Genomic DNA, 22,529 nt, shown 5'->3' with positions numbered 1-22,529 from the left:
CAGGTGGTTTTTTGCTCCTCGCGTGTGTAGCGACCGTGGTCGCCACGTGTGTCCTGGCTCCGCTCGTCACGCGCTTGCTTGGTCGCAGCGCCGGCTGGATCCTATCGATCCCACTGGTCGCGGCCGCCGCCGGCCTCGCGTACCTCGGCTTCGGGACTCAATCCGTGCCGTGGATGCCGACGCTCGGCATCGGATTCAACCTGAGGCTCGACGGCCTGTCGCTGACGTTCATGATGCTGGTGCTGCTGGTCGGCGCGGTCGTCTTGACGTACAGCTCGCGCTACTTCGCCGTGGGTCGGCACATGAGGTACTTCACGCTCATGACTGGCTTCGCAGCGGCCATGACCATGCTCGTGCTCGCCGACGATGTGGTGCTGCTGTTCTTGTCGTGGGAGCTCACCACTCTGTGCTCGTTCCTGCTGATCGCGCGCTCGGGACCCAAGGCTCGCAAGCCGGCAGTGCGCACGCTGCTGGTGACTGCGATGGGAGGCCTGGCCCTGCTCGGAGCCGTGACCACCATGGCCGTCGTCATCGGCACTACGCAGATCAGTGCGATCATCGCGGACCCCGTCTGGCAGCAGAATTCCGCCATGACCACAACGGTCATCGTGCTGGTCGCGGTCGCGGCGTTCACCAAGTCCGCTCAGTTCCCGTTCCAGGCCTGGCTGCCGGACTCCATGGTCGCCATCACTCCCGTCAGCGCATACCTCCACGCCGCAGCAATGGTGAAGGCCGGCATCTACCTGCTACTGCGCTTCTCCCCCGCCTTCTCCGAGGCGTTCGTGTGGAACACGATGCTCATCACGGTGGGCCTCATCACCGCGCTGCTGGGAGCCGTGGCCGCGCTCAGGCGCTATGACCTCAAGGAGCTGCTCGCGTACTCGACCATCAGCCAGCTGGGCCTGCTGGTGGCGATGATCGGCGTCGGCACTCCGGAGGCGATCAAGGCCGCCACCGTGCACACCGTCGCGCACGCGCTGTTCAAGTCCGCGCTGTTCCTGTTCGTCGGGGTGATCGACCATCGCGCAGGCACGCGTGACATCCGGGCACTGACACACATGCGCATCCGCATGCCGGTGACGCTCGGTGCAATCACCATCTCTGCGGCGTCGATGGCGGGGCTGCCACCGCTCCTCGGGTTCATCAGCAAGGAGTCGATGTTCACGGCTTTCGTGGACGCCCCCGCCACCCCATGGGGCCCGGTGGTCATCACTGCGGCCGCCGCCGTCGCATCGGCGCTGACCTTTGCATACTCGGCACGCATGGTGATGGGCGCGCGCGGGCACGACCCGCGCGGCCGCGAGGTGACGGAGGTGCGGCCAGCAGTCTGGATCGCCCCGAGCCTGTGCGCAATCGCCGGCCTCGGCCTCGGTCTCGCGCCCTTCGTCCTGGACCCGCTGATCTCCGGCGCGGCGACCGCAGCCTCCGGCACGGACATCGAGACCCACCTGGCGCTGTGGCACGGGTTCAACCTGCCGTTGCTGATCTCCGTCTTGGTGATCGCGACCGGCGTGGTGCTCGTGCTCGCACGCAAGCAGATCCAGCCGGTGCTGCTCAAGTACCGCCTCCCGTTCTCGGCGCTCGACGTCGTCGAGGGTGCGCAGGCGGGAATCATCCGGCTCGGTGGCATCGTCGGCGGATGGTCCGGGACTTTGGCGCCGCGACTGCACCTCGGGGTGCCAATCCTGGTCACCATCGGCATCGGCGCCGCCGGCGCGATCGGCATCTCCGGGCTCCCCGCGGTGGACGGGGTGGCGTCACGGCCGCTCGACTGGGTGCTCGTGGTGCTGCTCGCCGCCGGAGTGATCGCGGCCATGACGGTCCCCACCCGCGTGGGCGCCGTGGTTGTCGTGGGCGTGGTGGGCTTCGCGATGACGCTCTGGTTCTTGTCGCTCGGCGCCGCAGATGTCGCGCTCACTCAGCTGCTGGTCGAGATCCTCACGGTCACGGTGATGGTGCTGCTGCTGCGACGCCTGCCCACCAACTTCGCCCCTACGCCGCTGCGGCGCAGCCTCCCGTCGCTCGCCATCGCGATCGTGGCCGGGCTGATCACCATGGCCGGGGTCTGGGCGCTCACCGGTCGTCGACCCATGTCCGACGCCGCCCGGTACTACCTCACCGAAGGCGAGGACGTCACCGGCGGCGCGAACGTCGTCAACACCATCCTGGTCGACTTCCGCGCGCTCGACACGCTCGGAGAACTCACGGTGCTGGGGGTCGCGGGCGTGGTGATTGCGGCGCTGCTGCGCTCGCGCCGGCCCGCCTCCGCGCACAGGCTCGACGTGGACGCACACTCCCCGCTGGCCGATGCTCTCGACAACTCGGTCTTCACCCGTACCCTCGCAAAGCTCGTGGGCCCGCTCATCGTGGTGCTGTCCGTCTTCCTGCTGCTGCGCGGTCACCAGGAGCCCGGCGGCGGCTTCATCGCCGCGCTGGTGGGCGGCGCCGGCTTCGCGCTCATCTACCTGATGTCGCCCACAGACGATGTGAGGCGCATCCGTCTCCACTACCTCGCGCTGATCGGCGCGGGCGTGGTCGTCGGCACCGGGACGGGGCTGCTTGGCCTGCTGGAGGGATCGTTCCTCGCACCGCTGTCCGTGGACATCCTGGGCTACAAGCTGACGTCGGCCCTCGTGTTCGACGTCGGCGTCTACCTCGCCGTGATCGGCGTGGTGCTGGCCGCATTCAACCTGCTCGGTCTTCCCCGACCGCACGAGCACGGGCCGACGAGCGGCTTCGATGAGGGTGACGATGGCGACGATCCCTACCTTGACGCACCCGCCGCGCCCTCACACAAGGGGGTGAGCGCATGACTCTTGCGATCACCGCGGGCCTGCTCGTCATGGGCGCCGTCTACCTGCTGCTCAAGCGCGAGATGCTCCGCATCGTGCTCGGGTTCGTGCTGCTCGGTCACGCCGTCAACCTCATCATCATCGCGGCCGGCGGCGCCTCGCGCCGCGATGCGCCGTTCGGTTCGCCTGACGACCTCTCCACCGTCGCCGACCCGCTGCCGCAGGCCTTCGTGCTCACCGCGATCGTGATCGCGTTCTCCATCACGATCCTGATGCTTGTGCTCGCCGTAACTGGCCGCGACAAGGATGACGACACCACCATGGAATCCGACGACGAGGAGGGCCAGTCATGACGGGCTCGATGCTTCCCCTGTTCGTCGCCGTTCCGCTGGTGGTGGCGGGTGCGCTCACCATCCTGGGTGGCCGGCCGCGGATCCAGACGGTAGCGATGTTCACGGTGCTCGGTACGGCCCTCGCGGGCGCCATCGCGCTGGTGTTCTCCTTCCGCGACGGCGGCGCGATGGCCGATGCGGTGGGCCTGTGGCCATTCGGCATCGCCATTCCATTCGTGGCAGATATGCTCGCCGCGCTCGTGCTGACGGTGATGCTGATCCTGACTATCACGTGTGTGGTGTTCGCGATTGCCTCAGGCCGCGCATCGTCCCCGTTCTTCGCGCCGCTGCTGCTGGTGCTGGTCGCGGGGGTCAGCGGTGCCCTGCTAACCGCGGATCTGTTCAACCTGTTCGTGTTCATCGAGGTGATGCTGCTGCCGTCGTACGGGCTGTTCGTGCTGGCGGCACCCGGCTCGGCACCGCTCAGGCAGATCGCGGGCGCGCGGCTGTACGTCACGGTCAACCTGCTCACCTCGACGATCTTCCTCGCGGGAGTCGGATTCGTATACGGCACCGCCGGCACGGTGAACCTGGCCGAGCTCGCAGGTCTTGCGGCCGAAGACGACACGGTGGCCATCGCGATGGCGATCTGCCTCTTTGCGCTGAGCATCAAAGCCGCCGTGGTGCCCGTGCACGGGTGGCTGGCGCGATCGTATCCCGCCACGTCACCCGCCATCACGGCCCTGTTCTCCGGCCTGCACACGAAGGTCGCAATCTACGCGATCTACCGGCTGTACGCCGTGGTCTTCGAGGGCGACGCGCGGTTCCTGTGGGTCGGCGTGGCGGTCTTCACGGTGACGATGGTCATCGGCGTGCTCGGCGCCGTCGGCGAGACGACCACGCGCACCATCCTCGCCTTCCACATGGTGAGCCAGATTGGCTACATCCTCATGGGAGTCGCGCTGTTCACCGGCGTCGGGCTCACTGCGGGCATCTTCTACCTGCTGCACCACATGATCGTGAAGGCATCGCTGTTCCTGTCCACCGGGGCGATCGAGGAACGCTACGGCACCGGCACCATCGGTCACGTGTGGGGCATCACCAAGCGCGAGCCGTGGATCGCGGCCGCGTTTTTCGTGGCCGCGCTGTCGCTCGCGGGCATCCCCCCGTTCTCCGGGTTTGTCGCGAAGCTCAGCCTCATCCTGGCGTCGATCGACGCCGGCCAGATCGTGGCGGTCGTCGCGATGCTGGTGGTGAGCATCATCACCCTGATGTCGATGCTGAAGATCTGGTCCGGAGTGTTCTGGGGCCGGCCGCCCGAGAGCGTGCTCCGCACCCACGAGGAGAAGGACCTGCCCGTGGCCGGGTCGACCCCCGGAGACGGCACCGCCCTCGTTCTCGACACCGGCACCAAGCCCCGGATCGGATTCGCGCTCGGCGCACCGGCGGTGGCCCTCGCGCTGCTCACGATCGGGCTAGGCCTGGGCGCCGAGCTGCTGCTGGGACTGTCCGAGACGGCCGCTGACGGACTGCTCGACACGTCCGCGTATGTCGAGGCGGTGACGAACCCATGACCTGGTTGACCTGGCCCATCCGGATCGTGGTGTTCCTGTTCTGGTACACGTGGCTGGTGGTGCGCACCAACGCGGTGGTGCTGCGCGACGCCCTGACGCCGGGCCAGGATTCGACCCCCGGCATCGCGCGGTACGACTCGCGCTGCCGCACTGACATGGAGATCACGCTGCTGTCCACGTGCATCACGCTGACGCCGGGCACGCTGACTGTCGGCCACGACACTCCCGATGACCGTGATGTCGCGCATCGGATCTACGTCCACGGGATGTACTCCCCCGACGCCGACCACCTGCGCACCGAGCTCCGCCACCTCGAGACGCGGCTGCTGACCGCGATGCGTCGCGCGGGAGGTCCATCATGATCGGGCTGGTGATCGGGATCGTGCTGGTGGGGCTTGCGGGCATTGCCACCGTCTACCGCATGGTGGCGGGCCCCACTGACGCCGAACGTGCCATCGCGGGCGACATGCTGATGTTCTGCGTGATTGCCCTGCTCGCGCTCCTGGGCGTGCTGTTCGCCACCCCATCCGCACTTGTGATCGTGCTCGTCGCCGCGCTGCTGGGATTCCTCAGCACCATCGCGCTCGCGCGGGCGCTCACGCGAGGGAGGCGCTGACATGCTTGAGATCATCGCATCGGTCGTGATCGTCCTCGGCGCGATGGTGTTCGTGACCGGCGCCCTCGCGCTCCTGAAGTTCCCCGACGCGTACACCCACGTCTCAGCGGTCGGCACCGCCGGCGGCATCGGCCTCGTGCTCATCGTGGGAGGCGTGCTGCTGCACGAGTTCACCGGGATGAACGCCGTGCTCGCGGTGCTGATCATCGCCGCGCAACTGCTGACGTCCGCGGTGGGGTCCATGGCGCTCGCGCGATCGTCCTACCTCGCAGGATCGCCGCTGCGCCGCGTGTACTTCAACGAGCTCGAGGACGATACCCGCGCTCGGCGCGACTGATGCCCACGGCGCGCGTCATCGGCGGCGGCCCGGCGGGCCTGATGGCCGCTGAAGTCCTGGCCAGGGCCGGGGTGACCGTGACCGTCCACGAGCGCATGCCCTCCCCCGGCCGCAAGTTTCTGCTGGCGGGCCACGGGGGGCTCAACCTCACCCACACCGAGGACCGCGAGGCCTTCATCGCGCGCTACGGCGACTCGGCCGAACGGATCGCGCCGATGGTCGCGGAGTTCGGCCCGCAGGACCTTCGCCAGTGGGCGGCCGACCTGGGTGAGCCCACGTTCGTCGGGTCCAGCGGGAGGGTGTTCCCCCAGGCCTTCAGAGCCACGCCGCTGTTCCGGCTGTGGTTGGCGCGGCTAGGCGAACTGGGCGTGCAGATCGACCGCCGCACCGCTTGGACCGGCTGGGCGGACACGGGCTCGCTGCTCATCACCGACGAGGCCGGCGACACCCGCGAGGTGACGAGCGACGTCACGATCTTCGCCCTCGGCGGGGCATCGTGGCCGCATCTGGGTGCGGACGGCACATGGACCGCGCCGTTCGCCGAGCGGGGGGTCGCGGTGACTCCGCTGAGGGCCGCGAACGTGGGGGTCCGCATCGATTGGTCCGCGGTCTTCGCGGACCGGTACGCGGGCAAGCCGCTGAAGAACGTGTCGCTCACCGTCCAGGGACATGGGGCCGCGCCCGCACGCGGCGACGTGATGCTCACACGAACCGGTATCGAGGGCGGTCCGGTCTATGCGGCGGGCGCCGCCATCCGCGACGCCCTCGACGCCGCCGCAGAGCACGAGGACGGCCGATGCGTTCTCGAAGTCGACCTCCGCCCCGACCTCGGTGTCGAGCAACTGGTGAAGCGCCTCCGACAGCGCCGCCCCAAAGACTCGGCCTCGAACTGGCTGCGGCGGTCCATCGGCCTGGACCCCACCAGCATCGGACTGCTGCGGGAATCGGCAGGCGGCACACTACCCCACGACGCAGAGTCCACCGCCGCGCTCGTGAAGGCGACACCCGTGGCGGTCACGGGGACCATGCCGATCGACCGCGCCATCTCGACCGCCGGCGGCATCGCCTGGAGCGAGGTCGACGAGCACCTCATGCTGCGGCGGCTTCCGGGCACTTTCGTCGCCGGAGAGATGCTTGACTGGGAGGCGCCAACCGGCGGCTACCTGCTGCAGGCCTCGTTCAGCATGGGCGCAGTGGCGGCCAACGGTGCGCTCGCGTGGCTCGAAAACAAGGCCGCTCGCACAGGCTCGTAAGTTCCTAGAGCGCGAGCCCCAACGCGAGCAGGAGCACAGCGAGAGCGGGCAGCGCACCCTGCTTGAGCGCCGCGCTCACATACGCACGGTCGGACAGCACCAACACCAAGGCGGCGGCCGCCATCGAGCCGGCACCCGCGAACACCAGCGTCGCACCCACCGCAGTCTGCCCCGCCGCTACCAGGACGATGCCTGTCGCCACCGCGATCGCGAGGAACAGGTTGTAGAAGCCTTGGTTGAAGGCGAGCGCTCGTGTGGCCTGGGCCTCAGGCTCGGTGGTGCCGAACACGGCGCGCGCCCTGGGCCCAGTCCACACCGCTGACTCGAGGTAGAAGATGAACACGTGCACGGCGGCGGCAAGACCCGCCAGGATCAACGCTGCTGCCGTCATCGGATCTGGCCTTTCACGGTTGGCGACTCACTCGCGTGTTCCAGAGGATCGATAGGCCGAACACGAATGTGAGAGGGCTGGGCCACCCAAACAAGACGATCGAGAAAGGGCCGTCTTCCCAGTACCAGACAGTGACCAACAAGGCGAGGAGCGGCGATCCGATCGCGAAAAACCAACCGAGACTCCGCGGCGGCACCCGTTCTTCCGGACTGAGTTCGTCTTGAGAGTCCATACGACTCAACCAACTGAACCAACCCTTGAACTCCGTGAGCATGCTCGCAGTATTCACCATTGGCCCGCAAGAGCTCGGGAAGACCATCGGCTGCGTAAACAGCGAAGGCCGCCCCCGTCAGGGAGCGGCCTTCTCGATGCTGTCTCAACACATCGTGGAGCTGAGGGGACTCGAACCCCTGACCCCCTGCATGCCATGCAGGTGCGCTACCAGCTGCGCCACAGCCCCAATACGTCGCCCCGAAGAGCGAATGACAGTGTAACGCACCGCGCGGACCCCGCGCTAATCCGCCCCGAGCGCGAACGCGTCGACGTGCCAGGCGCCGGAGACCGACTGGGTCAGGACGTGCCAGGCCCCATGCGGGATCTTGCCGAACACTCGTGACTCCGTCTCGACGCCGATCATGTGCATCACGCCCAGCTGGATCGCGCTGCCGTGGCTGACCACCACCGTCGGCGTCTCCGGGTCGTACCAGCGGCGCAGGCCCTCCCCCACCCGCGTCGCGATGTCTGCAGACGCTCCCCAGCCGTCGATCAGCGGCTCCAGTCCGCGGCGACGGCGCTCGAAGTCCTCGGGCCAGCGTTCACGCACCTCGTCCCACGTGCGGCCCTCCCACACCCCGTAGGGGCGCTGGGTGAAGGCCTCGTCGACCTGGGTTTCGACGCCCAGCAGCCGGGAAAGCTCATCGGCCGATGCGGTCGCTCGGGACAGCGGCGACGACACCACGCGCGCGCGGTCGCCCACATGCGCAACGATGCGCGCGGCGGCTGCCGCCGCCTGCGCGAGGCCATCCGCTTCGAGGGGGATGTCGAGAGACCCCTGCAGGCGCCCCTCGATGTTGTGGTCGGTGCGCGCGTGGCGCCAGAGAACCAGTTGGCTCACGGCTTCTCCCCGAGTGTCTCCGGGGTGACGTTGTGGCGCTCGAGCGTCCAGTCCCCTCGACTCCTGCGAGTCAGGCGCGACCATGCGGCGTTGCCGAGGTTTCCCAAGGTGCGATGGTCGAGGGGTAGCCCAACGAGCCCCTGCATGCCCACGCGAGCGGAACTGCCGTGCGAGACGACGAGCAGCGGGCCCTGCGCACGCTCGGCCCACTCCTCGATTGCCTCGACCATGCGTTGACGAACGATGTCGTGGTGCTCGAACCCGGGCACGTCCGCACTCCCATAGGTGCGCCACGCCTTGACCTCTTCGGGCCAGTTGCTCTCGCGCTCTTCCGGGGTGATGCCCTCCCACGCGCCGTAGGCGCGTTCGCGCAGCCGGGCGTCGACCTCCACGCCGGTTCCGAGGGCCCTAGCGATCGCATCGGCCGTATCGCGCGCCCGGACGAGCGGCGACGTGACCACAGTCGTGTTCGAGTCGAGTATGCCCGCAAGGGCCGCCGACGTCGCGGCTGCCTGCGCGTGTCCCGCCTCCGTCAACTCGACGTCGGATGAGCCCTGCAGGAGCCCCTTGACGTTCCATTCGGTCTGGCCATGACGGACCACGTAGACGTCCATCGAGGGAGCCTAGCCGAGCTCGACGACCGGGCAGTCCTTCCACAGCCGCTCGAGCTCGTAGTACGCGCGGTCCTCCTGATGCATCACGTGAACGATGAGCCCGTTGAAGTCTAGCAGGGCCCAGCGGCCCTCGCGCACGCCCTCGCGGCGCAACGCCTTGACACCCTCGCCGTGCAGCGCCTCTTCAATGCCCTCGGCGATCGCCACGACCTGACGCTCGTTGCTGCCCGAGGCGACCAAGAAGATGTCGGCGAGCGGCATCCGCGAACTCACGTCGAGGGCCACGAGGTCCTCAGCCTTCTTGTCCCCGGCAGCCTGCGCGGCGAGCCGCACCATCGCCACCGACTCCTCTGATGCGCCCATCAGGGCCTGAGGGTGAGATTCCATACGACAACTCCTAGGAGAAAGGCGACGGCACCGAAGACCGCCAGGTGGGCCCACTTGAAGTGCCGGGGGCCACCCTCGGCATCGAGATCGGGGCGCTCGCGCTGCGGCACCTGGATCTGGCCGGTCGGCACCGGCTCGATGGAAGGGAATCCATCCGTCTGTGGTGTGAACGCGGGACGCCGCACGCTGCTGAGGTCGGGCCGCGGGATGTCCTTCGCGGACTCCACCTCAGGCAGCTCAGGTGCCGGCCGGTCGACCCTCATGAGCGGGTGAGCCGCCCACGGGGACTCCGCCTGCTCGGGCGTGGTCGTGGACCACTGCGGGACGTCGAACGCGGCGTAGTGCGGTGCGAGCTGCGCGGACGCGTCCGGAACACCTGCCGGCCCGCCGGGGACGGTCGCGGGTGCCTCGACGCTGTGCGCAGGGCGCGCCACCGTGTGGAAGGCAGGTCGATGCATCTCCGCCGATGCCGTCGAGGCCTCGTCCAGAGCGGCAGTCCCGGGGTGATGCCCAAGAATCGCGTCGAACGGCGCCTCGTCTATCGACACCGGGGTCTCGTCGTCGGGACGCTCGTGGCGGTCCTCCTGGGCGGCTCGACCCGTGCCGTCGGAAGGCCGATCGTCCTCGGCCTGCTCCCAGCTTCCCGGCGCTGACTGCGAGGACGGCGCTGAGTCCGAGGACGGCGCTGAGGGATACGAGGGCGCGGGCTGCGGTGCCGACGCCGCTGCCGGTGCGGATGGCCACGAAGGCGCCGATGCCGGGGACGGGTCCGCTTGCACGGGCCACTCCGTCGCGGTATCCGCGGCGGCGTCAGGGCTCTCGACGGGACTCGCGGCGGGACCCCAGGCGTTCGGCAGCACAGCCTTGGCCGCTGCCTCCGCCGCGGGGTCATTGACGTCAGTGGCCTCGATCGTCCGGCGCGAGCTCGCGGCGTCAAGGCCCGCGACGGCCTGCTCTGTCAGTCGTCGGATCTCTGCGGCGGGATCCTCCTCGGCAGGCTCCTGAGCGCTCTCAGCGGCCTGATCGGTCGCCTGCTGCTCCATCAGCCGTCGCTGCAGCGAGCCCGGGGGGAAGAGCGCTTCGTACATCTCGGGCGACATCCCTGCCGGCATCCCCCACACTGCTTCGGGGGGCTCGACCGGCGCATCCTCCGGCTCTTCCTCGTCCGTAGCTTGTCCCACCTGCGACTCGTCGTCCGCGGGGGCATGGCCAGCGGCTGCGGCGTCGTCGGCGTGCTCGCCCTCGGGCGCCGATGGCTCGTCGGGAGGCGAGGGAATCAGGCTGGTGCGCTGGGGGACGATCGGTTGTGGCGCGTCCTCGTCCGGCTCGGGCGCCGCACGCTCATCGGGCGCCGGTTCGGTCTCGGGCTCGAACTCGGCCTGAGTCTCAGGATCGAACGCGAACGAGGCTTCAGCCTCGGGCTCGGGGGCTGACTCCGGCTCTTGGACTGGCTCCGGCTCGGGTTCGAAGACCAGCGGCTGGGCGGCGTCAGTCGCGGCCGGGGCCGCGGCCTCAGGCGGCTCGTCGGTCTGGGCGTCTTCCACCGGACCGGCCTCGCGCTCATCCGCACCGGCGTCCTCAACCGGCGGCGCCGCTACCGGCGGCGGCTCCTCGGCCTCCTGAAAGGCCTGCGAGTCCTCGGGCGCGCTTTGCCCATCGCGCTGGGCCTGCTCCGCCTTCTCGCGGGCAAGGCGTTCCTGCTCGGCGATGCGCTCGGGAGTCATTGCGGGGATCTGCCCGGTGGCGATCATCTCCTCTTCAGCGGTCCATGTCTCCAAGGGCTGCCGCGAACGTTCCAGACGCCGGCGTTCCCGTCGCGTGAGGGGACGCCCCTCCGGCGAGTGGGTGGGGATCGACTCGGAAATGGGCGCATCGCCGAGCGCGTCGGTGTCGTCCGCGGGCCGCGCGGCCGCGCGCGCCTCTTGCGCACGGCGTTCACGCCGCGACAGCGGACGGCTTTCGTCAGTCATCGATTCCTCCGGCGTAGAGATCGTGATGCGAGATGTAGTCGGCGACCGCGTGGGGTACGAGGTATCGGATCGGCGCGCCCGACCTCACACGGCGGCGAATATCCGTCGAGGATACCGCCAGCTCGGGCACCTCGACCCACGCGTGCGCCACGTCGCTCTCTGGCAACGAATGGCCCGGTCGAGCCACTCCCACGAACTGCGCAAGTTCCATGAGTCGCTCCGGGTCACGCCACTGATCGACCCTCGACAACGTATCGGCACCCGCGATGAAGTACAGGCTCGTGTCAGGAAGCTGTGCAAGGAGGTCCGTGAGAGTGTCGACGCTGTAGGTGACGCCGCCGCGCTCGATGTCGACGGCGCTCACGGCAAATCTGTCGTCGTGCTCGGCCGCGAGCCGACACATCTCGAGCCGGTGCTCGGCCGGCGCGCTGTCGAAGCCTTGCTTGAACGGCTGGCCGTTGGCGGGCACCAGCAGCACCTGATCGAGCCGCAGTTGGGCGCACACCTCTGAGGCCGCCGCGAGGTGGCCATGGTGGATGGGGTCGAACGTCCCGCCGAGAACGCCAACGCGCGACTGCGGTGCGTTCACGTCAGCGCCGGGTACCGACGCTCCGGAAGGCGTAGGTGATGAACAGCAGGGCCATCAGCCCCGTGAACGTCAGCAGCCCAAACGCCTCGGCAGGAATGGGCAGCTCATTGACGACGTGGGTGCTCGTCTCCGTCACCTCGGTGATCACTGTGGTTCCTCTCGTCTGCGTCTTCGATGATTATTCCACGGTTGCGGGTCCGAGCCCTGCACCGCGTCAGGACCGGACGTGTCCGTCGCCGTACGCGACCCATGTGGTGGTGGTGAGCTCCGCGAGCCCCATGGGCCCGCGCGCGTGAAGCTTCTGCGTCGAGATGCCGATCTCGGCCCCCAGACCGAACTGCGCGCCGTCGGTGAAGCGCGTCGACGCGTTCACCATCACGGCAGCCGTGTCGAGCCGGCTCACGAACTGCTCGGCAGCCCCGATGTCCTCGGTGACGATGGCCTCGGTGTGTCCCGTCGAGTAGCGCTGCACATGAGCGATCGCCTCGTCCAGATCGTCCACGACCCGCACGGCGAGGTCCAGGCTTAGGTATTCGGTGGCCCAATCCTCTTCGGTCGCCGCCACCGTCTCCACGCCGGCGGGGGCGAGAGCCGATGCGGCGTCGTCCGTGTGCAGCGTGACGCCCTCCTGGTGCAGTGCGGCGAGCACCGCGGGTAGGACACGGTCGGCTGCCTCGCGATGCACGAGCAGCGTCTCGGCCGCGTTGCAGACCCCCACGCGATGGGTCTTCGAGTTAACGACGATCGACACGGACCGGTCGAGCGGAGCCGAGGCGTCGAGGTAGACGTGGCAGTTGCCCTCCCCCGTCTCGATCGCGGGCACCGTGGCGTCGCGCACGACCGCCTGGATGAGCTCACGGCCACCGCGCGGCACGAGCACATCGACAAGCCCGCGTGCATTCATCAGCACCCGCGCCCCCTCGCGCCCGTACGCATCGATGGACTGGACCGAGTCGCGCGGCAGTCCCACCGCCTCCAGCGCGTCCTGGAGGACCCCCACGATGACCTCGTTGGAGCGAGCTGCCGCTGAACCGCCCCGCAGCACGGCCGCGTTGCCAGACTTGAGCGCGAGTCCCGCCGCATCGACAGTGACATTAGGCCGCGCCTCGTAGATCATGCCTACCACGCCCATGGGCGTCGCCTTCTGAATGAGTCGCAGCCCGTTGGGGAGCGTGGAGCCCCGCTTGACCTCTCCCACGGGGTCGGGCAGGGACGCGAGGAACCGAAGCGCCTCTGCGATGGTGCCGATGCGCTCCTCAGTGAGCTCCAGCCGGTCCAGTAGTCCTGGGGTCATCTCGTTGGCGCGACCGCGGTCGAGGTCCTCGGCGTTCGCCGAGACGATGATCGGCGCCTGCTCGACCAGCGCATCGGCCATCGCATGGAGGGCGGCGTCCTTAGTCGACCTGGTCGCGGTGGCGAGGGCTCGAGACGCGACCTTCGCGCGCCTGCAAGCCTCGAGTACGGCACTCTCGATGTCCACGGAAGGGGCTGTCGCAGTCATGGCGTCCAGTCTAGTCTCGAGCCGAGAACCGACCTCCGGGCCCGTCGGGCGGTGCTACATCACCACGAGGTCGTCGATGTGAACGAGCTCGCGAGCGTAGCCATCACCCAGCTTCTCGCCCAAGGCATCGGTGCTGAGACCGCGCATCTGACGGGCCTCATCCGCGGAGAAGCCCGCGAACCCCCGCGCCACCACCACGTCGTCAGGACCGACGAGGTCCACGGGCTCGCCCGCCTCGAATGAGCCGCGGACCTCGGTGACACCCGCGGCGAGCAGGGACGCGCGCCGTCCTTGCAGGGCCCGCACAGCTCCCCCGTCGACCACAATCGCGCCGCGCGTGCGCGCCGCGTGGGCGAGCCACTGGAGACGTGTCGTGTCGCGCTTGCCCGTCGGGTGGAAGAGCGTGCCCACCGCGTCCCCCGCGACCGCCGATGCCGCATCGGCCGCACTGGCGAGCACGACCGGAATGCCCGACGTGGTCGCGATTGACGCGGCCTCGAGCTTGGTGATCATCCCGCCCGTACCGAGCGCCGAGCCGCGGCGTGAGACGTCGATTCCCGCCAGGTCTGCTGCGCCATGCACCTCGTCGATGCGGGCTGCGCCCTGAGTGCCAGGAGCGGCGGTGTAGAGGCCGTCGACATCGGTGAGCAGCACCAACGCATCCGCGTGCGCGACGGTCGCGACGAGCGCTGCGAGCCTGTCGTTGTCGCCGAACCGGATCTCGTCGGTCGCCACGGCGTCGTTCTCGTTGACGATGGGCAGCACGCCGAGCTCCAGCAACCGGTTGAACGCACGTTGCGCGTTCCCGTAGTGGGAACGCCGCATCATGTCGTCGGCAGTGAGCAGCACCTGCCCCACGGTGAGCCCGTGACGCGCGAACGCGGCGGAGTAGGCGGCGACGAGCGCTCCCTGTCCGACCGATGCGGTGGCTTGCGCCGTCGCGAGGTCCCGGGGGCGTGCCGCCAGTCCCATCGGACCCACGCCAGCGGCGATCGCGCCCGAGGTCACCAGGATCACCTGGCGGCCGGCGGCGCGAACGCCCGCCAGAACATCGGCTAGATGGGACACCACCTGCTCGCTCAGGCGACCGTCCGCACCCGTCAACGAAGACGAGCCGATCTTGACGACGACACGTCGCGACTGCGCGACGATGTGGCGCGTGCCCTCCACCTGTTCTCCTTCACGTGCGGTCATGCGCGGCGGCTACTCGTCCTTGGTCGGGTCCGTCCAGTGACCCGAGTCGCGCTCGGTCCACAGCTCCTGGCGGGCGGCGGACCTCGCGTCCATCCTGTCCTTGTGCTCGGCGCGCTTCTCCGCCCGAGTGGCTCGAGCCGAGCGCTCGTGGTCCTCGACTCGCAGATCGGCACCTCGTTGCCCGAGCAGCTCGGCACCGGTGCCCATCGTGGGCTCCCAGTCGAACATGACGCCGCCCTCACGGGGGCCGATGACAACCTCGGATCCGGGCACTGCCCCGGCACGGAACAGCTCGTTCTCGACGCCCGCCTTGGCGAGCCGGTCCGCGAGATAGCCCACGGCCTCGTCGTTGGCGAAGTTGGTCTGTCGCACCCAGCGCTCGACGCGCGCACCGCGGATCTGGAAGTAGTCCTCGGCACCGTCCCGCACATGGGTCACCGTGAAGCCGGACTCGTCGACGGCCTGCGGGCGAATCACGATGGGCGCGCGGTCGAGCACCGGCGCTGCGGCGCGGTGCTCCTGGACCATCTTCGCGAGCGCGAAAGACAGCTCGCGTAGCCCCTCGTGGCTCACGGCGCTGATCTCGAAGATCGGCATGCCCGTCGCTTCGAGATCGGGTCGCACAATCTCGGCGAGGTCACGACCATCGGGCACGTCGATCTTGTTCAGGATGATGATCTGTGGACGCTCGGCCAACGGGATGCCGCTGATCGCGTCGTCGCCGCTGTAGGCGCGCAGCTCGCCGGCGATCACCTCGAGGTCGCGAATCGGATCGCGATCGGATTCGAGGGTCGCGGTGTCGAGCACGTGCGCGATCACCGAGCAGCGTTCGATGTGGCGCAGGAAGTCGTGGCCGAGCCCCTTGCCCTCGGAGGCGCCTTCGATCAGTCCGGGCACGTCCGCCATGGTGAAACGCGTCCCGCCGGCCTCAACGACGCCGAGGTTCGGCACCAGGGTCGTGAACGGGTAGTCCGCGATCTTGGGGCGCACCTTGCTCATCGCCGCGATGATCGAGGACTTGCCGGCGCTCGGGTAGCCCACAAGTGCCACGTCGGCGATCGACTTGAGCTCAAGCAGGACGGTGTGCTCTTCGCCCGGTTCGCCCAGGAGCGCGAACCCAGGAGCCTTGCGCTTGACCGTGGCCAGCGCTGCGTTGCCGAGACCGCCCCGGCCGCCCGACGCGGCGACGAACTCAGCGCCCTCGCCCACGAGGTCCGCGAGGACCTCTCCGGAGGGCGACTTCACGATGGTGCCGCTGGGCACGCCGAGTCGCAGGTCGGGGGCACTTGCGCCATGGCGGTTGTCGCCGGCGCCTTGGCCGCCGCTCGCGGCAGTGCGGTGGGGCCCATGGTGATAGTCGAGCAGGGTTGTCACCTGCGGGTCGACGACGAGGATGACGGAGCCGCCGCGGCCACCATTGCCACCGTCGGGGCCGCCGAGCGGCTTGAACTTCTCACGGTGCACCGATGCGACTCCGTGCCCGCCGTTCCCTGCGGTCACATGCAGGGTGACGCGATCCACAAACGTGGCCATGACGCCTCCCTTCGCGAGGTGGTCAGAATACGCGGTGCGCAAAAAAGCGCGGTGCTGATAAATGCGTCAGGGGCGCCGCCATATCGGCGACGCCCCTGACGAAGACGGTGATGCGGGTCGGACTAGCCGGCCACCACATCGACGACCTTGCGACCGCGTCGCTGGCCGAACTGGACCGTGCCGGCCGACAGCGCGAACAGCGTGTCGTCCTTGCCGCGGCCCACGTTGTTGCCGGGGTGGTGGTGGGTGCCACGCTGGCGAATGAGGATCTCGCCTGCGGAGACAACCTGTCCGCCGAAGCGCTTGACGCCCAAGTACTGAGCGTTGGAATCGCGACCGTTGCGCGAGGAGCTCGCGCCCTTCTTATGAGCCATGAGTGCTTCCTCGCCTACTTGATTCCAGTGACCTTCAAGCGCGTGAGGTCCTGTCGGTGACCAATGCGCCTGCGGTATCCGGTCTTGTTCTTGTACTTAAGAATATCGATCTTGGGTCCGCGCTCGTCGCGAACGACCTCAGCGGTGACCGTGATCTTCGCCAGTGCTGCCGCGTCGGAGGTGACCTTGTCACCGTCGACGTGCAGCAGAGCCGGAAGCTGGACAGAGTCACCTGCGGCAGCCTTGAGACGGTCGACGACGATGATATCGCCCTCGGAAACCTTCTCCTGGCGGCCACCGGCCTTCACAATCGCGTACACCATGAAATCTACAATCCTCTACGTATGGTCTGGTTTCCTGCCGCTGCCTCACTGGGCGCAGGCAGGCCCTGACGCTTGCGCGCCGACGTACAAATGTACCCGCCGCGAGCCTCTCCGGTCAAACCGGCGACGCCCGTGCCGGCTACTGCTGGACGTCCCCGTCGGAAGGCGCTCTCTGGTGGTCCTCGTCGGCCGTCGCGTCCGCGTCCGGCGCCTCGGTCGGCGAGTCGTGCGTGCCAGCCGATGACTCGGCCTCTTCAGTCCGGTCGGGCAGCACGATCGCGGGCGCCTCGGCAGTCTGCGCCTCGGCCCCCTCTCCTGCGCTGGCGCCGTCCTTCGTGTCCTCTGCGTCGCCCTCGTGATGGTGGGCCTTCTCGGCCGCCGCCGCGATCGATGCGAGCGTCGCCTTCACGGCCGCGCGCGCCTCGTCACGATCATCCAAGGCATGGGTCTCGCCCTTGGGCTGACCGTGGACGTGGTCGTCGGAGCCCGACTGCTTCTTGGGGGCCCTGCCCCCACCGCGGCCGCCGCGTCGCTTGTCCGGCTGCTTCTCCGTCGCCTCCGCGACGGGTTCGCCCTTGACCAGGAAGCCTCGACCCTTGCAGTGCTCGCAGGTCTCGGAGAACGCCTCGACCAGCCCCTGACCCACGCGCTTGCGGGTCATCTGGACCAGCCCCAGGCTGGTCACCTCGGCGACCTGGTGCTTGGTGCGATCACGGCCCAGGCACTCGATCAGCCGTCGCAGCACCCTGTCACGGTTGCCCTCGAGGAGCATGTCCACGAAGTCGATGACGATGATGCCGCCGATGTCGCGCAGCCTCAACTGACGGACGATCTCCTCGGCCGCCTCAAGGTTGTTGAGAGTCATGGTCTCTTCAAGCGTGCCGCCCTTGCCGACGAACTTGCCGGTATTGACGTCGATGACGGTCATCGCCTCGGTGCGGTCGATGACGAGCGAGCCGCCCGAGGGCAGCCACACCTTGCGGTCCATGCCCTTGGTGAGCATCTCGTCCACGCGGAGATCGGCGAACAGGTCTCCATCGCCCATGTACTTCTGCAGTCGCGGCAGCAGGTCGGGCGCGACCTGGCCCACGTAGGCGCTCAGCGAGTTCCAGGTGTCATCACCTTGAATCGTGAGCGACTCGAAGTCCTCGTTGAAGATGTCACGCACCACACGAATGGCCATGTCGGGCTCTCCGCGCAGCAGCGTGGGGCCCTTGTTGGACTTCGCCTCGGCCTGTATGTTGTCCCACTGGCGCTTGAGGCGCTCGACGTCGGCGCGCAGCTCCTCCTCGGAGGCGCCCTCGGCGGCGGTCCGCACGATGACGCCGGCGTCCGCGGGAATCACCTCGCGCAGCAGCTTCTTGAGGCGCGCGCGCTCGTTGTCCGGCAGCTTGCGGCTGATGCCGGTCACTCCCCCGGCGGGCACGTACACGAGGAAGCGCCCCGCGAGCGAGATCTGGCTCGTGACGCGAGCACCCTTGTGGCCGATGGGGTCCTTGGTGACCTGCACCATGACGGTGTCGCCGGGCTTGAGCGCGAGCTCGATCCGGCGCGGCTTGCCCTCGAGGCCTGCAGCGTCCCAGTTGACCTCGCCGGCGTAGAGCACGGCGTTGCGACCGCGACCGACGTCGACGAAGGCGGCCTCCATGCCGGGCAGCACGTTCTGCACGCGGGCCAGGTACACGTTGCCCGCCATGGACTGCTGCGCCTGGTGAGACACGTAGTGCTCGACGAGCACCTCGTCCTCGAGCACGGCGATCTGCACGCGGTGGTCCTTCTCGCGCACGATCATGTCGCGCTTGACGGACTCCCGGCGCGCGAGGAACTCGGCCTCGGAGATCGTGGGACGACGGCGCTGGCCGTCGCGGTTGTCGCGACGGCGCTGACGCTTGGCCTGAAGGCGGGTCGACCCCTGCAGCTGATCGTCTGATCCGGACTTGTCACCGGAGTTGGAGCTGGAGTTCGAACCGGAGCCGGAGCCCGAGCCGTTACTCGAGCGTGAGCCGCGGCGACGGCGGCGTCGCCTCGACGATCCATCGCCCTCGTCGTCGCCATCGTCATCCTGATCCTCGGCGGCCGAGCGATCGCCCGAGTCGCCCTGGTCGCCGCCCTTCGCGTCATCAGTCGGCTCTTCGTCGGACGAGCCGTCGCCGTCGGAACGCTTCTTGCCGCGCCCGCGGCCTCCGCGCCTGCGGCGGCGCTTGCTGCCGTCACCGTCGCCATCTCCGTCGGGTCCGTCGCCGGAGCTCTGATCGTTCTTGCTGGACGGCTGCTCGCCGCCGTTGCCGCCGGAACCAGCGTCGCCGGGCTTGCCTGACTTCTCCGACGTGCTTGAGTCGTCGGCCTTGTTCGGCTTGTCCGACTGGCCTGCCTTGCCGGACTGTGCGCCATCTCCAGACTGACCTGTGCCGTCGGCGCCGGCCGTGCCCTCTGACTTGACGGGCGCATCGGCCTGATCAGCGGCGTCCTTCTTGGCTGCGGCACTCTTGCCGCCCCTGCCCCTGCCGCCGGGCTTCTTCTTGGGCGTGTCGCCTTCCGAGCTGTCCGTTGCGGCCTTGCGCCCGCGGCGCGCGCTGGCGCCGGAGGTCGCGGGGGCATCGGCCGTTGTGGAGGCCTTGGGGGGGCCAGCAGGGGCCGATGCGCGCCGCGGCGCGGCAGGCTCGGGGGCCTGGAAGATAACGGCAGTCGAAGGTGTCTCGGGGCTGGTCTTGTCCTCGCTCAAGGCGGGTACCTCTGATCGATCCGGCCCACACACCGGACCGATGCTCTCTCGTCGGTCGTGACTCGCGTGATGCGGCCACCGAAGTCTTCAGGTCGCGGCGGACAGCGGCGCCTGCTCGAGAGCGCCTATCCCCGATGTCCCCCGCCGGCTGTAGCCAGCGGAAGACCATGGCGGGACTGGCAGCTGTTGCAGATACTGCGTCTGTCGCGCGGTAGGCACCCGGTGTGGCTGGGTGCGACCTGCCGACCATTGTGGCACAAGAAGTGCACAACGCCCGGATCATGCGGCGCGTGCCGAGCCGAGGGCCGATCCGGGACCAAGGTCCCGGGGTCCCACGCATACTCCCCCGGGTAGGTTATGTGCGGCGACTTCCCCGTGCCGCGCCTGACCCTGGAGGCCCTGAATGGACGTGCTTGAGCTTGCCCGCTGGCAGTTCGGGATCACGACGGTGTACCACTTCATCCTGGTTCCCCTCACGATCGGGCTGTCCACGATGGTCGCCATCCTGCAGACGGCCTGGGTGCGCACGGGCAACGAGAAGTATCTGCGCCTCACCAAGTTCTACGGCAAGCTGCTGCTGATCAACTTCGCGCTCGGCGTTGCCACCGGCATCGTCCAGGAGTTCCAGTTCGGCATGAACTGGGCCGAGTACTCGCGGTTCGTCGGCGACGTGTTCGGCGCTCCCTTGGCGATGGAGGCCCTGGCAGCATTCTTCCTCGAATCCACGTTCCTGGGGCTGTGGATCTTCGGCTGGGACAAGCTGCCCAAGAAGCTGCACCTCGCCACCGTGTGGGCGTTCGCCATCGGATCGTTCCTCTCGGCCTACTTCATCATCGCTGCGAACTCGTGGATGCAGCACCCAGTGGGGGCCCGCTACAACGAGGAGACCGGCCGCGCCGAGATGACGGACATCTGGGCCGTGCTCACGAACAACACGACCTTGGTGGCCTTCCCCCACGTCATCGCGACCGCCTTCCTCGTCGCGGGCACCTTCGTCGCCGGCATCGCCGTGTGGTGGATGGTGCGAAAGTCCCGCGAGGACCGCTCTCACCCCGACGTGTCGATGTACCGCACGGCGGCCCGGTTCGGTGCGGTGACGATGCTGGTCGCCGGCGTCGCGGTGGTCGTCACGGGCGACATCCAGGCCAAGCTGATGTTCGAGCAGCAGCCCATCAAGATGGCCGCCGCCGAGGGCCTGGTGCACACCGCAGAGCCCGCCGGCTTCTCGCTCCTCACGATCGGCAACCTCGCCGGTAACGACCCCGACTCAGTGGTGCACCTCGTCGAGATTCCCAACTTCCTGTCATACATGGCGACAGGCGACTGGAACGCCGAGGTCAAAGGTCTCGACGAGTTGCAGGAGATCTACGCCGAGCGATACGGGGAGTTCGACGAGAACGGCGAGGCGATCGAATACCGCCCTAACCTCGCCGTCACCTACTGGTCGTTCCGCCTGATGATCGGGCTCGCCGTCTTCAGCGCCGCGATGTGCGCCGCCGTGTTCTGGTTCACGCGCAAGGGGCGGGTCATCGACCAGGAGTGGATGTCCAAGCTCGCGTTGCTGTCGCTGCCGATGCCGTTCCTCGCCGCGAGCTTCGGCTGGATCTTCACTGAGATGGGGCGACAGCCCTTCGTCGTGGCGCCCAATCCCACCGGCTCTGACCAGGTGATGCTGATGACCATGTTCGGCGTCTCCAACGCGACGGATGTGGGCGAGGTCGCGACCTCGATGATCGTCTTCACCCTCGTCTACGCGGTCCTAGGAGTGTTCTGGTTCCGGCTACTGCAGCGGTACGCCTCTGAGGGTGCGCCGCACGTGGAGTACGAGGAGCCCAGCGACGACCCCGACCGACCCATGTCGTTCGCTTACTAGGGAGGGACAGACGTGGATCTCGCAACTTTCTGGTTCATGCTCATCGCGGTCCTCTGGACCGGGTACTTCGTGCTCGAGGGCTTCGACTTCGGCGTGGCCATGCTCATGGAGAAGGTGGGCAAGGGCGATCGCGGTCGGCGCACGGCGCTCAACACCATCGGTCCCGTCTGGGACGGCAACGAGGTCTGGCTGCTCACTGCGGGTGGCGCGATGTTCGCTGCCTTCCCTGAGTGGTACGCGACGCTGTTCTCCGGCTTTTACTTCCCTTTGCTGCTGATCCTGCTGGCGCTGATCGTGCGAGCCGTCGCGATCGAGTACCGCGGCAAGATCGACGATGACACGTGGCGGCGCCGGTGGGACTGGATCATCATGGGCTCCGCCTGGGTCCCCGCGATCCTGTGGGGCGTGGCGTTCGCCAACATCGTGCGCGGCGTGCCCATCGATGAGACCTTCACCTACACCGGCGGCTTCTTCAACCTGCTCAGCCCCTACGCGCTGCTGGGCGGTGCGACCACGCTCGCGCTGTTCCTCAGCCACGGGGCGATCTTCCTGTCGCTCAAGACGAACGGCGTGGTGCGCGAGCGCTCCGAGGCGGTGGCACGCCAGATGGCCCCCATCGCGCTCACGATTGCGGGAGTGTTCGCGGTCTGGACGCAGTTGATGTACTCCGCAGTGTGGTGGACCTGGATCCCCGTGGCGGTCGCGGCGCTCGGGCTCGCCACGGCGGTCGTCGCGGGCCGGCTGGGACGCTACGGATACGCCTTCACGGGCAACGCGGTGGCAATCGCCTTCGCGGTAGTGCTGCTTTACGGCTCGCTGTACCCGAACGTCATGCCGTCGTCGACGGACCCTGCCTTCTCGCTGACCGTCGAGAACGCCTCATCCACCGACTACACGCTGACGGTGATGACCTGGGTCGCCCTGATCCTCACGCCCGTGGTGCTCGTCTACCAGGGCTGGACCTACTGGGTGTTCCGGCGCCGGCTGTCCGCGGAGAACATTCCCGAGCACAGCTCCCTGAAGTTCCTCAAGAAGTAGAG

General features: G+C 68.3%; 22 protein-coding genes and 1 tRNA gene. 9 read left to right on the top strand and 14 right to left on the bottom strand.

Translation table 11 applies throughout. The annotated features are described in order from the left end of the window. The first annotated feature begins 11 nt into the window (after positions 1 to 11). The 7 genes from ACNI3K_RS06690 to ACNI3K_RS06660 are packed head-to-tail and all read left to right on the top strand — an operon-like array spanning position 12 to position 6,904. Positions 12 to 2,813 (top strand): DUF4040 family protein, encoded by a 2,802-nt coding sequence (locus ACNI3K_RS06690; protein WP_419391062.1) that lies wholly within the window; start codon positions 12 to 14, stop codon positions 2,811 to 2,813. Next, positions 2,810 to 3,145: a cation:proton antiporter subunit C gene (locus ACNI3K_RS06685; protein WP_419391061.1), complete on the top strand. Its 336-nt coding sequence runs from the start codon at positions 2,810 to 2,812 to the stop codon at positions 3,143 to 3,145. The genes ACNI3K_RS06690 and ACNI3K_RS06685 overlap by 4 nt, the downstream gene beginning before the upstream one ends. Beyond that, a complete protein-coding gene (locus tag ACNI3K_RS06680) occupies positions 3,142 to 4,698 on the top strand; it encodes a monovalent cation/H+ antiporter subunit D family protein (RefSeq protein WP_419391060.1) in 1,557 nt (518 codons plus the stop codon). Before ACNI3K_RS06685 ends, ACNI3K_RS06680 begins: the two co-directional genes overlap by 4 nt. After that, positions 4,695 to 5,060 carry a Na+/H+ antiporter subunit E gene (locus ACNI3K_RS06675; protein ID WP_419391059.1) on the top strand — a complete coding sequence of 122 codons (366 nt, stop codon included), beginning with the start codon at positions 4,695 to 4,697 and terminating at the stop codon, positions 5,058 to 5,060. The genes ACNI3K_RS06680 and ACNI3K_RS06675 overlap by 4 nt, the downstream gene beginning before the upstream one ends. Further along, positions 5,057 to 5,314: an MrpF/PhaF family protein gene (locus ACNI3K_RS06670; RefSeq protein WP_419391058.1), complete on the top strand. Its 258-nt coding sequence runs from the start codon at positions 5,057 to 5,059 to the stop codon at positions 5,312 to 5,314. Before ACNI3K_RS06675 ends, ACNI3K_RS06670 begins: the two co-directional genes overlap by 4 nt. Position 5,315: 1 nt before the next feature. Continuing rightward, positions 5,316 to 5,651, top strand: coding sequence for a cation:proton antiporter (locus ACNI3K_RS06665; RefSeq protein ID WP_419391057.1), 336 nt, complete (start codon positions 5,316 to 5,318; stop codon positions 5,649 to 5,651). Continuing rightward, positions 5,651 to 6,904 carry a BaiN/RdsA family NAD(P)/FAD-dependent oxidoreductase gene (locus tag ACNI3K_RS06660; RefSeq protein WP_419391056.1) on the top strand — a complete coding sequence of 418 codons (1,254 nt, stop codon included), beginning with the start codon at positions 5,651 to 5,653 and terminating at the stop codon, positions 6,902 to 6,904. The genes ACNI3K_RS06665 and ACNI3K_RS06660 overlap by 1 nt, the downstream gene beginning before the upstream one ends. Before the next feature lie 4 nt (positions 6,905 to 6,908). On the opposite strand, the gene ACNI3K_RS06655 is transcribed toward ACNI3K_RS06660, so the two are convergent. The 14 genes from ACNI3K_RS06655 to ACNI3K_RS06590 all read right to left on the bottom strand — a co-directional run bounded on the left by ACNI3K_RS06655 (position 6,909) and on the right by ACNI3K_RS06590 (position 19,616). After that, the gene (locus ACNI3K_RS06655; protein ID WP_419391055.1) at positions 6,909 to 7,295 is read right to left on the bottom strand and encodes a DUF1304 domain-containing protein; all 387 of its coding nucleotides are present in this window, start codon (positions 7,293 to 7,295) and stop codon (positions 6,909 to 6,911) included. Between the two features lie 387 nt (positions 7,296 to 7,682). Next, positions 7,683 to 7,755 (bottom strand) — tRNA-Ala (locus ACNI3K_RS06650). A gap of 54 nt (positions 7,756 to 7,809) precedes the next feature. Continuing rightward, on the bottom strand, positions 7,810 to 8,409 hold the full coding sequence (locus ACNI3K_RS06645; protein WP_419391054.1) for a histidine phosphatase family protein: 600 nt from the start codon (positions 8,407 to 8,409) through the stop codon (positions 7,810 to 7,812). Next, entirely contained in the window at positions 8,406 to 9,023 is a 618-nt protein-coding gene (locus ACNI3K_RS06640) for a histidine phosphatase family protein (RefSeq protein ID WP_419391053.1), read from the bottom strand. Before ACNI3K_RS06640 ends, ACNI3K_RS06645 begins: the two co-directional genes overlap by 4 nt. A gap of 9 nt (positions 9,024 to 9,032) precedes the next feature. Then, positions 9,033 to 9,410 (bottom strand): ribosome silencing factor, encoded by a 378-nt coding sequence (gene rsfS / locus ACNI3K_RS06635; protein ID WP_419391052.1) that lies wholly within the window; start codon positions 9,408 to 9,410, stop codon positions 9,033 to 9,035. Beyond that, the gene (locus ACNI3K_RS06630; protein ID WP_419391051.1) at positions 9,386 to 11,380 is read right to left on the bottom strand and encodes a hypothetical protein; all 1,995 of its coding nucleotides are present in this window, start codon (positions 11,378 to 11,380) and stop codon (positions 9,386 to 9,388) included. Before ACNI3K_RS06630 ends, rsfS begins: the two co-directional genes overlap by 25 nt. Beyond that, positions 11,373 to 11,969: a nicotinate-nucleotide adenylyltransferase gene (gene nadD / locus ACNI3K_RS06625; protein ID WP_419391050.1), complete on the bottom strand. Its 597-nt coding sequence runs from the start codon at positions 11,967 to 11,969 to the stop codon at positions 11,373 to 11,375. The genes ACNI3K_RS06630 and nadD overlap by 8 nt, the downstream gene beginning before the upstream one ends. Before the next feature lies 1 nt (position 11,970). Further along, positions 11,971 to 12,117, bottom strand: coding sequence for a hypothetical protein (locus tag ACNI3K_RS06620; protein ID WP_419391049.1), 147 nt, complete (start codon positions 12,115 to 12,117; stop codon positions 11,971 to 11,973). Positions 12,118 to 12,183: 66 nt separating this feature from the next. Next, positions 12,184 to 13,470: a glutamate-5-semialdehyde dehydrogenase gene (locus tag ACNI3K_RS06615; protein ID WP_419391048.1), complete on the bottom strand. Its 1,287-nt coding sequence runs from the start codon at positions 13,468 to 13,470 to the stop codon at positions 12,184 to 12,186. Between the two features lie 54 nt (positions 13,471 to 13,524). Beyond that, the gene (proB, locus tag ACNI3K_RS06610) at positions 13,525 to 14,664 is read right to left on the bottom strand and encodes a glutamate 5-kinase (RefSeq protein ID WP_419391047.1); all 1,140 of its coding nucleotides are present in this window, start codon (positions 14,662 to 14,664) and stop codon (positions 13,525 to 13,527) included. Between the two features lie 9 nt (positions 14,665 to 14,673). Beyond that, positions 14,674 to 16,197 carry a GTPase ObgE gene (gene obgE / locus ACNI3K_RS06605; RefSeq protein ID WP_419391046.1) on the bottom strand — a complete coding sequence of 508 codons (1,524 nt, stop codon included), beginning with the start codon at positions 16,195 to 16,197 and terminating at the stop codon, positions 14,674 to 14,676. A 122-nt stretch (positions 16,198 to 16,319) separates the two neighbouring features. Then, on the bottom strand, positions 16,320 to 16,571 hold the full coding sequence (gene rpmA / locus ACNI3K_RS06600; RefSeq protein WP_419391045.1) for a 50S ribosomal protein L27: 252 nt from the start codon (positions 16,569 to 16,571) through the stop codon (positions 16,320 to 16,322). Positions 16,572 to 16,585: 14 nt separating this feature from the next. Further along, a complete protein-coding gene (gene rplU / locus ACNI3K_RS06595) occupies positions 16,586 to 16,894 on the bottom strand; it encodes a 50S ribosomal protein L21 (protein WP_419391044.1) in 309 nt (102 codons plus the stop codon). Between the two features lie 139 nt (positions 16,895 to 17,033). Continuing rightward, the gene (locus ACNI3K_RS06590) at positions 17,034 to 19,616 is read right to left on the bottom strand and encodes an Rne/Rng family ribonuclease (RefSeq protein WP_419391043.1); all 2,583 of its coding nucleotides are present in this window, start codon (positions 19,614 to 19,616) and stop codon (positions 17,034 to 17,036) included. A gap of 403 nt (positions 19,617 to 20,019) precedes the next feature. On the opposite strand from ACNI3K_RS06590, the gene ACNI3K_RS06585 reads away from it, so the two are divergent. Both ACNI3K_RS06585 and cydB read left to right on the top strand, forming a co-directional pair. Beyond that, on the top strand, positions 20,020 to 21,489 hold the full coding sequence (locus ACNI3K_RS06585; RefSeq protein ID WP_419391042.1) for a cytochrome ubiquinol oxidase subunit I: 1,470 nt from the start codon (positions 20,020 to 20,022) through the stop codon (positions 21,487 to 21,489). Between the two features lie 12 nt (positions 21,490 to 21,501). Beyond that, a complete protein-coding gene (cydB, locus tag ACNI3K_RS06580; protein WP_419391041.1) occupies positions 21,502 to 22,527 on the top strand; it encodes a cytochrome d ubiquinol oxidase subunit II in 1,026 nt (341 codons plus the stop codon). The last annotated feature ends 2 nt before the right edge of the window (positions 22,528 to 22,529 follow it).

Origin of the sequence: Demequina ureilytica (genome assembly GCF_048553575.1) — a bacterium.
GTDB lineage: Bacteria > Actinomycetota > Actinomycetes > Actinomycetales > Demequinaceae > Demequina.
Note: the sequence above shows the minus strand (reverse complement) of the source record. Positions and strands in the feature narration are given on the sequence as shown.

Coding starts and splice junctions, on each gene's coding strand:
- ACNI3K_RS06685 (WP_419391061.1), top strand. CDS start 2,810: ATGACTCTTGCGATCACCGCGGGCCTGCTCGTCATGGGCGCCGTCTAC.
- ACNI3K_RS06680 (WP_419391060.1), top strand. CDS start 3,142: ATGACGGGCTCGATGCTTCCCCTGTTCGTCGCCGTTCCGCTGGTGGTG.
- ACNI3K_RS06675 (WP_419391059.1), top strand. CDS start 4,695: ATGACCTGGTTGACCTGGCCCATCCGGATCGTGGTGTTCCTGTTCTGG.
- ACNI3K_RS06670 (WP_419391058.1), top strand. CDS start 5,057: ATGATCGGGCTGGTGATCGGGATCGTGCTGGTGGGGCTTGCGGGCATT.
- ACNI3K_RS06665 (WP_419391057.1), top strand. CDS start 5,316: ATGCTTGAGATCATCGCATCGGTCGTGATCGTCCTCGGCGCGATGGTG.
- ACNI3K_RS06660 (WP_419391056.1), top strand. CDS start 5,651: ATGCCCACGGCGCGCGTCATCGGCGGCGGCCCGGCGGGCCTGATGGCC.
- ACNI3K_RS06655 (WP_419391055.1), bottom strand. CDS start 7,295: ATGACGGCAGCAGCGTTGATCCTGGCGGGTCTTGCCGCCGCCGTGCAC.
- ACNI3K_RS06640 (WP_419391053.1), bottom strand. CDS start 9,023: ATGGACGTCTACGTGGTCCGTCATGGCCAGACCGAATGGAACGTCAAG.
- rsfS (WP_419391052.1), bottom strand. CDS start 9,410: ATGGAATCTCACCCTCAGGCCCTGATGGGCGCATCAGAGGAGTCGGTG.
- ACNI3K_RS06630 (WP_419391051.1), bottom strand. CDS start 11,380: ATGACTGACGAAAGCCGTCCGCTGTCGCGGCGTGAACGCCGTGCGCAA.
- ACNI3K_RS06615 (WP_419391048.1), bottom strand. CDS start 13,470: ATGACTGCGACAGCCCCTTCCGTGGACATCGAGAGTGCCGTACTCGAG.
- proB (WP_419391047.1), bottom strand. CDS start 14,664: ATGACCGCACGTGAAGGAGAACAGGTGGAGGGCACGCGCCACATCGTC.
- obgE (WP_419391046.1), bottom strand. CDS start 16,197: ATGGCCACGTTTGTGGATCGCGTCACCCTGCATGTGACCGCAGGGAAC.
- rpmA (WP_419391045.1), bottom strand. CDS start 16,571: ATGGCTCATAAGAAGGGCGCGAGCTCCTCGCGCAACGGTCGCGATTCC.
- rplU (WP_419391044.1), bottom strand. CDS start 16,894: ATGGTGTACGCGATTGTGAAGGCCGGTGGCCGCCAGGAGAAGGTTTCC.
- ACNI3K_RS06585 (WP_419391042.1), top strand. CDS start 20,020: ATGGACGTGCTTGAGCTTGCCCGCTGGCAGTTCGGGATCACGACGGTG.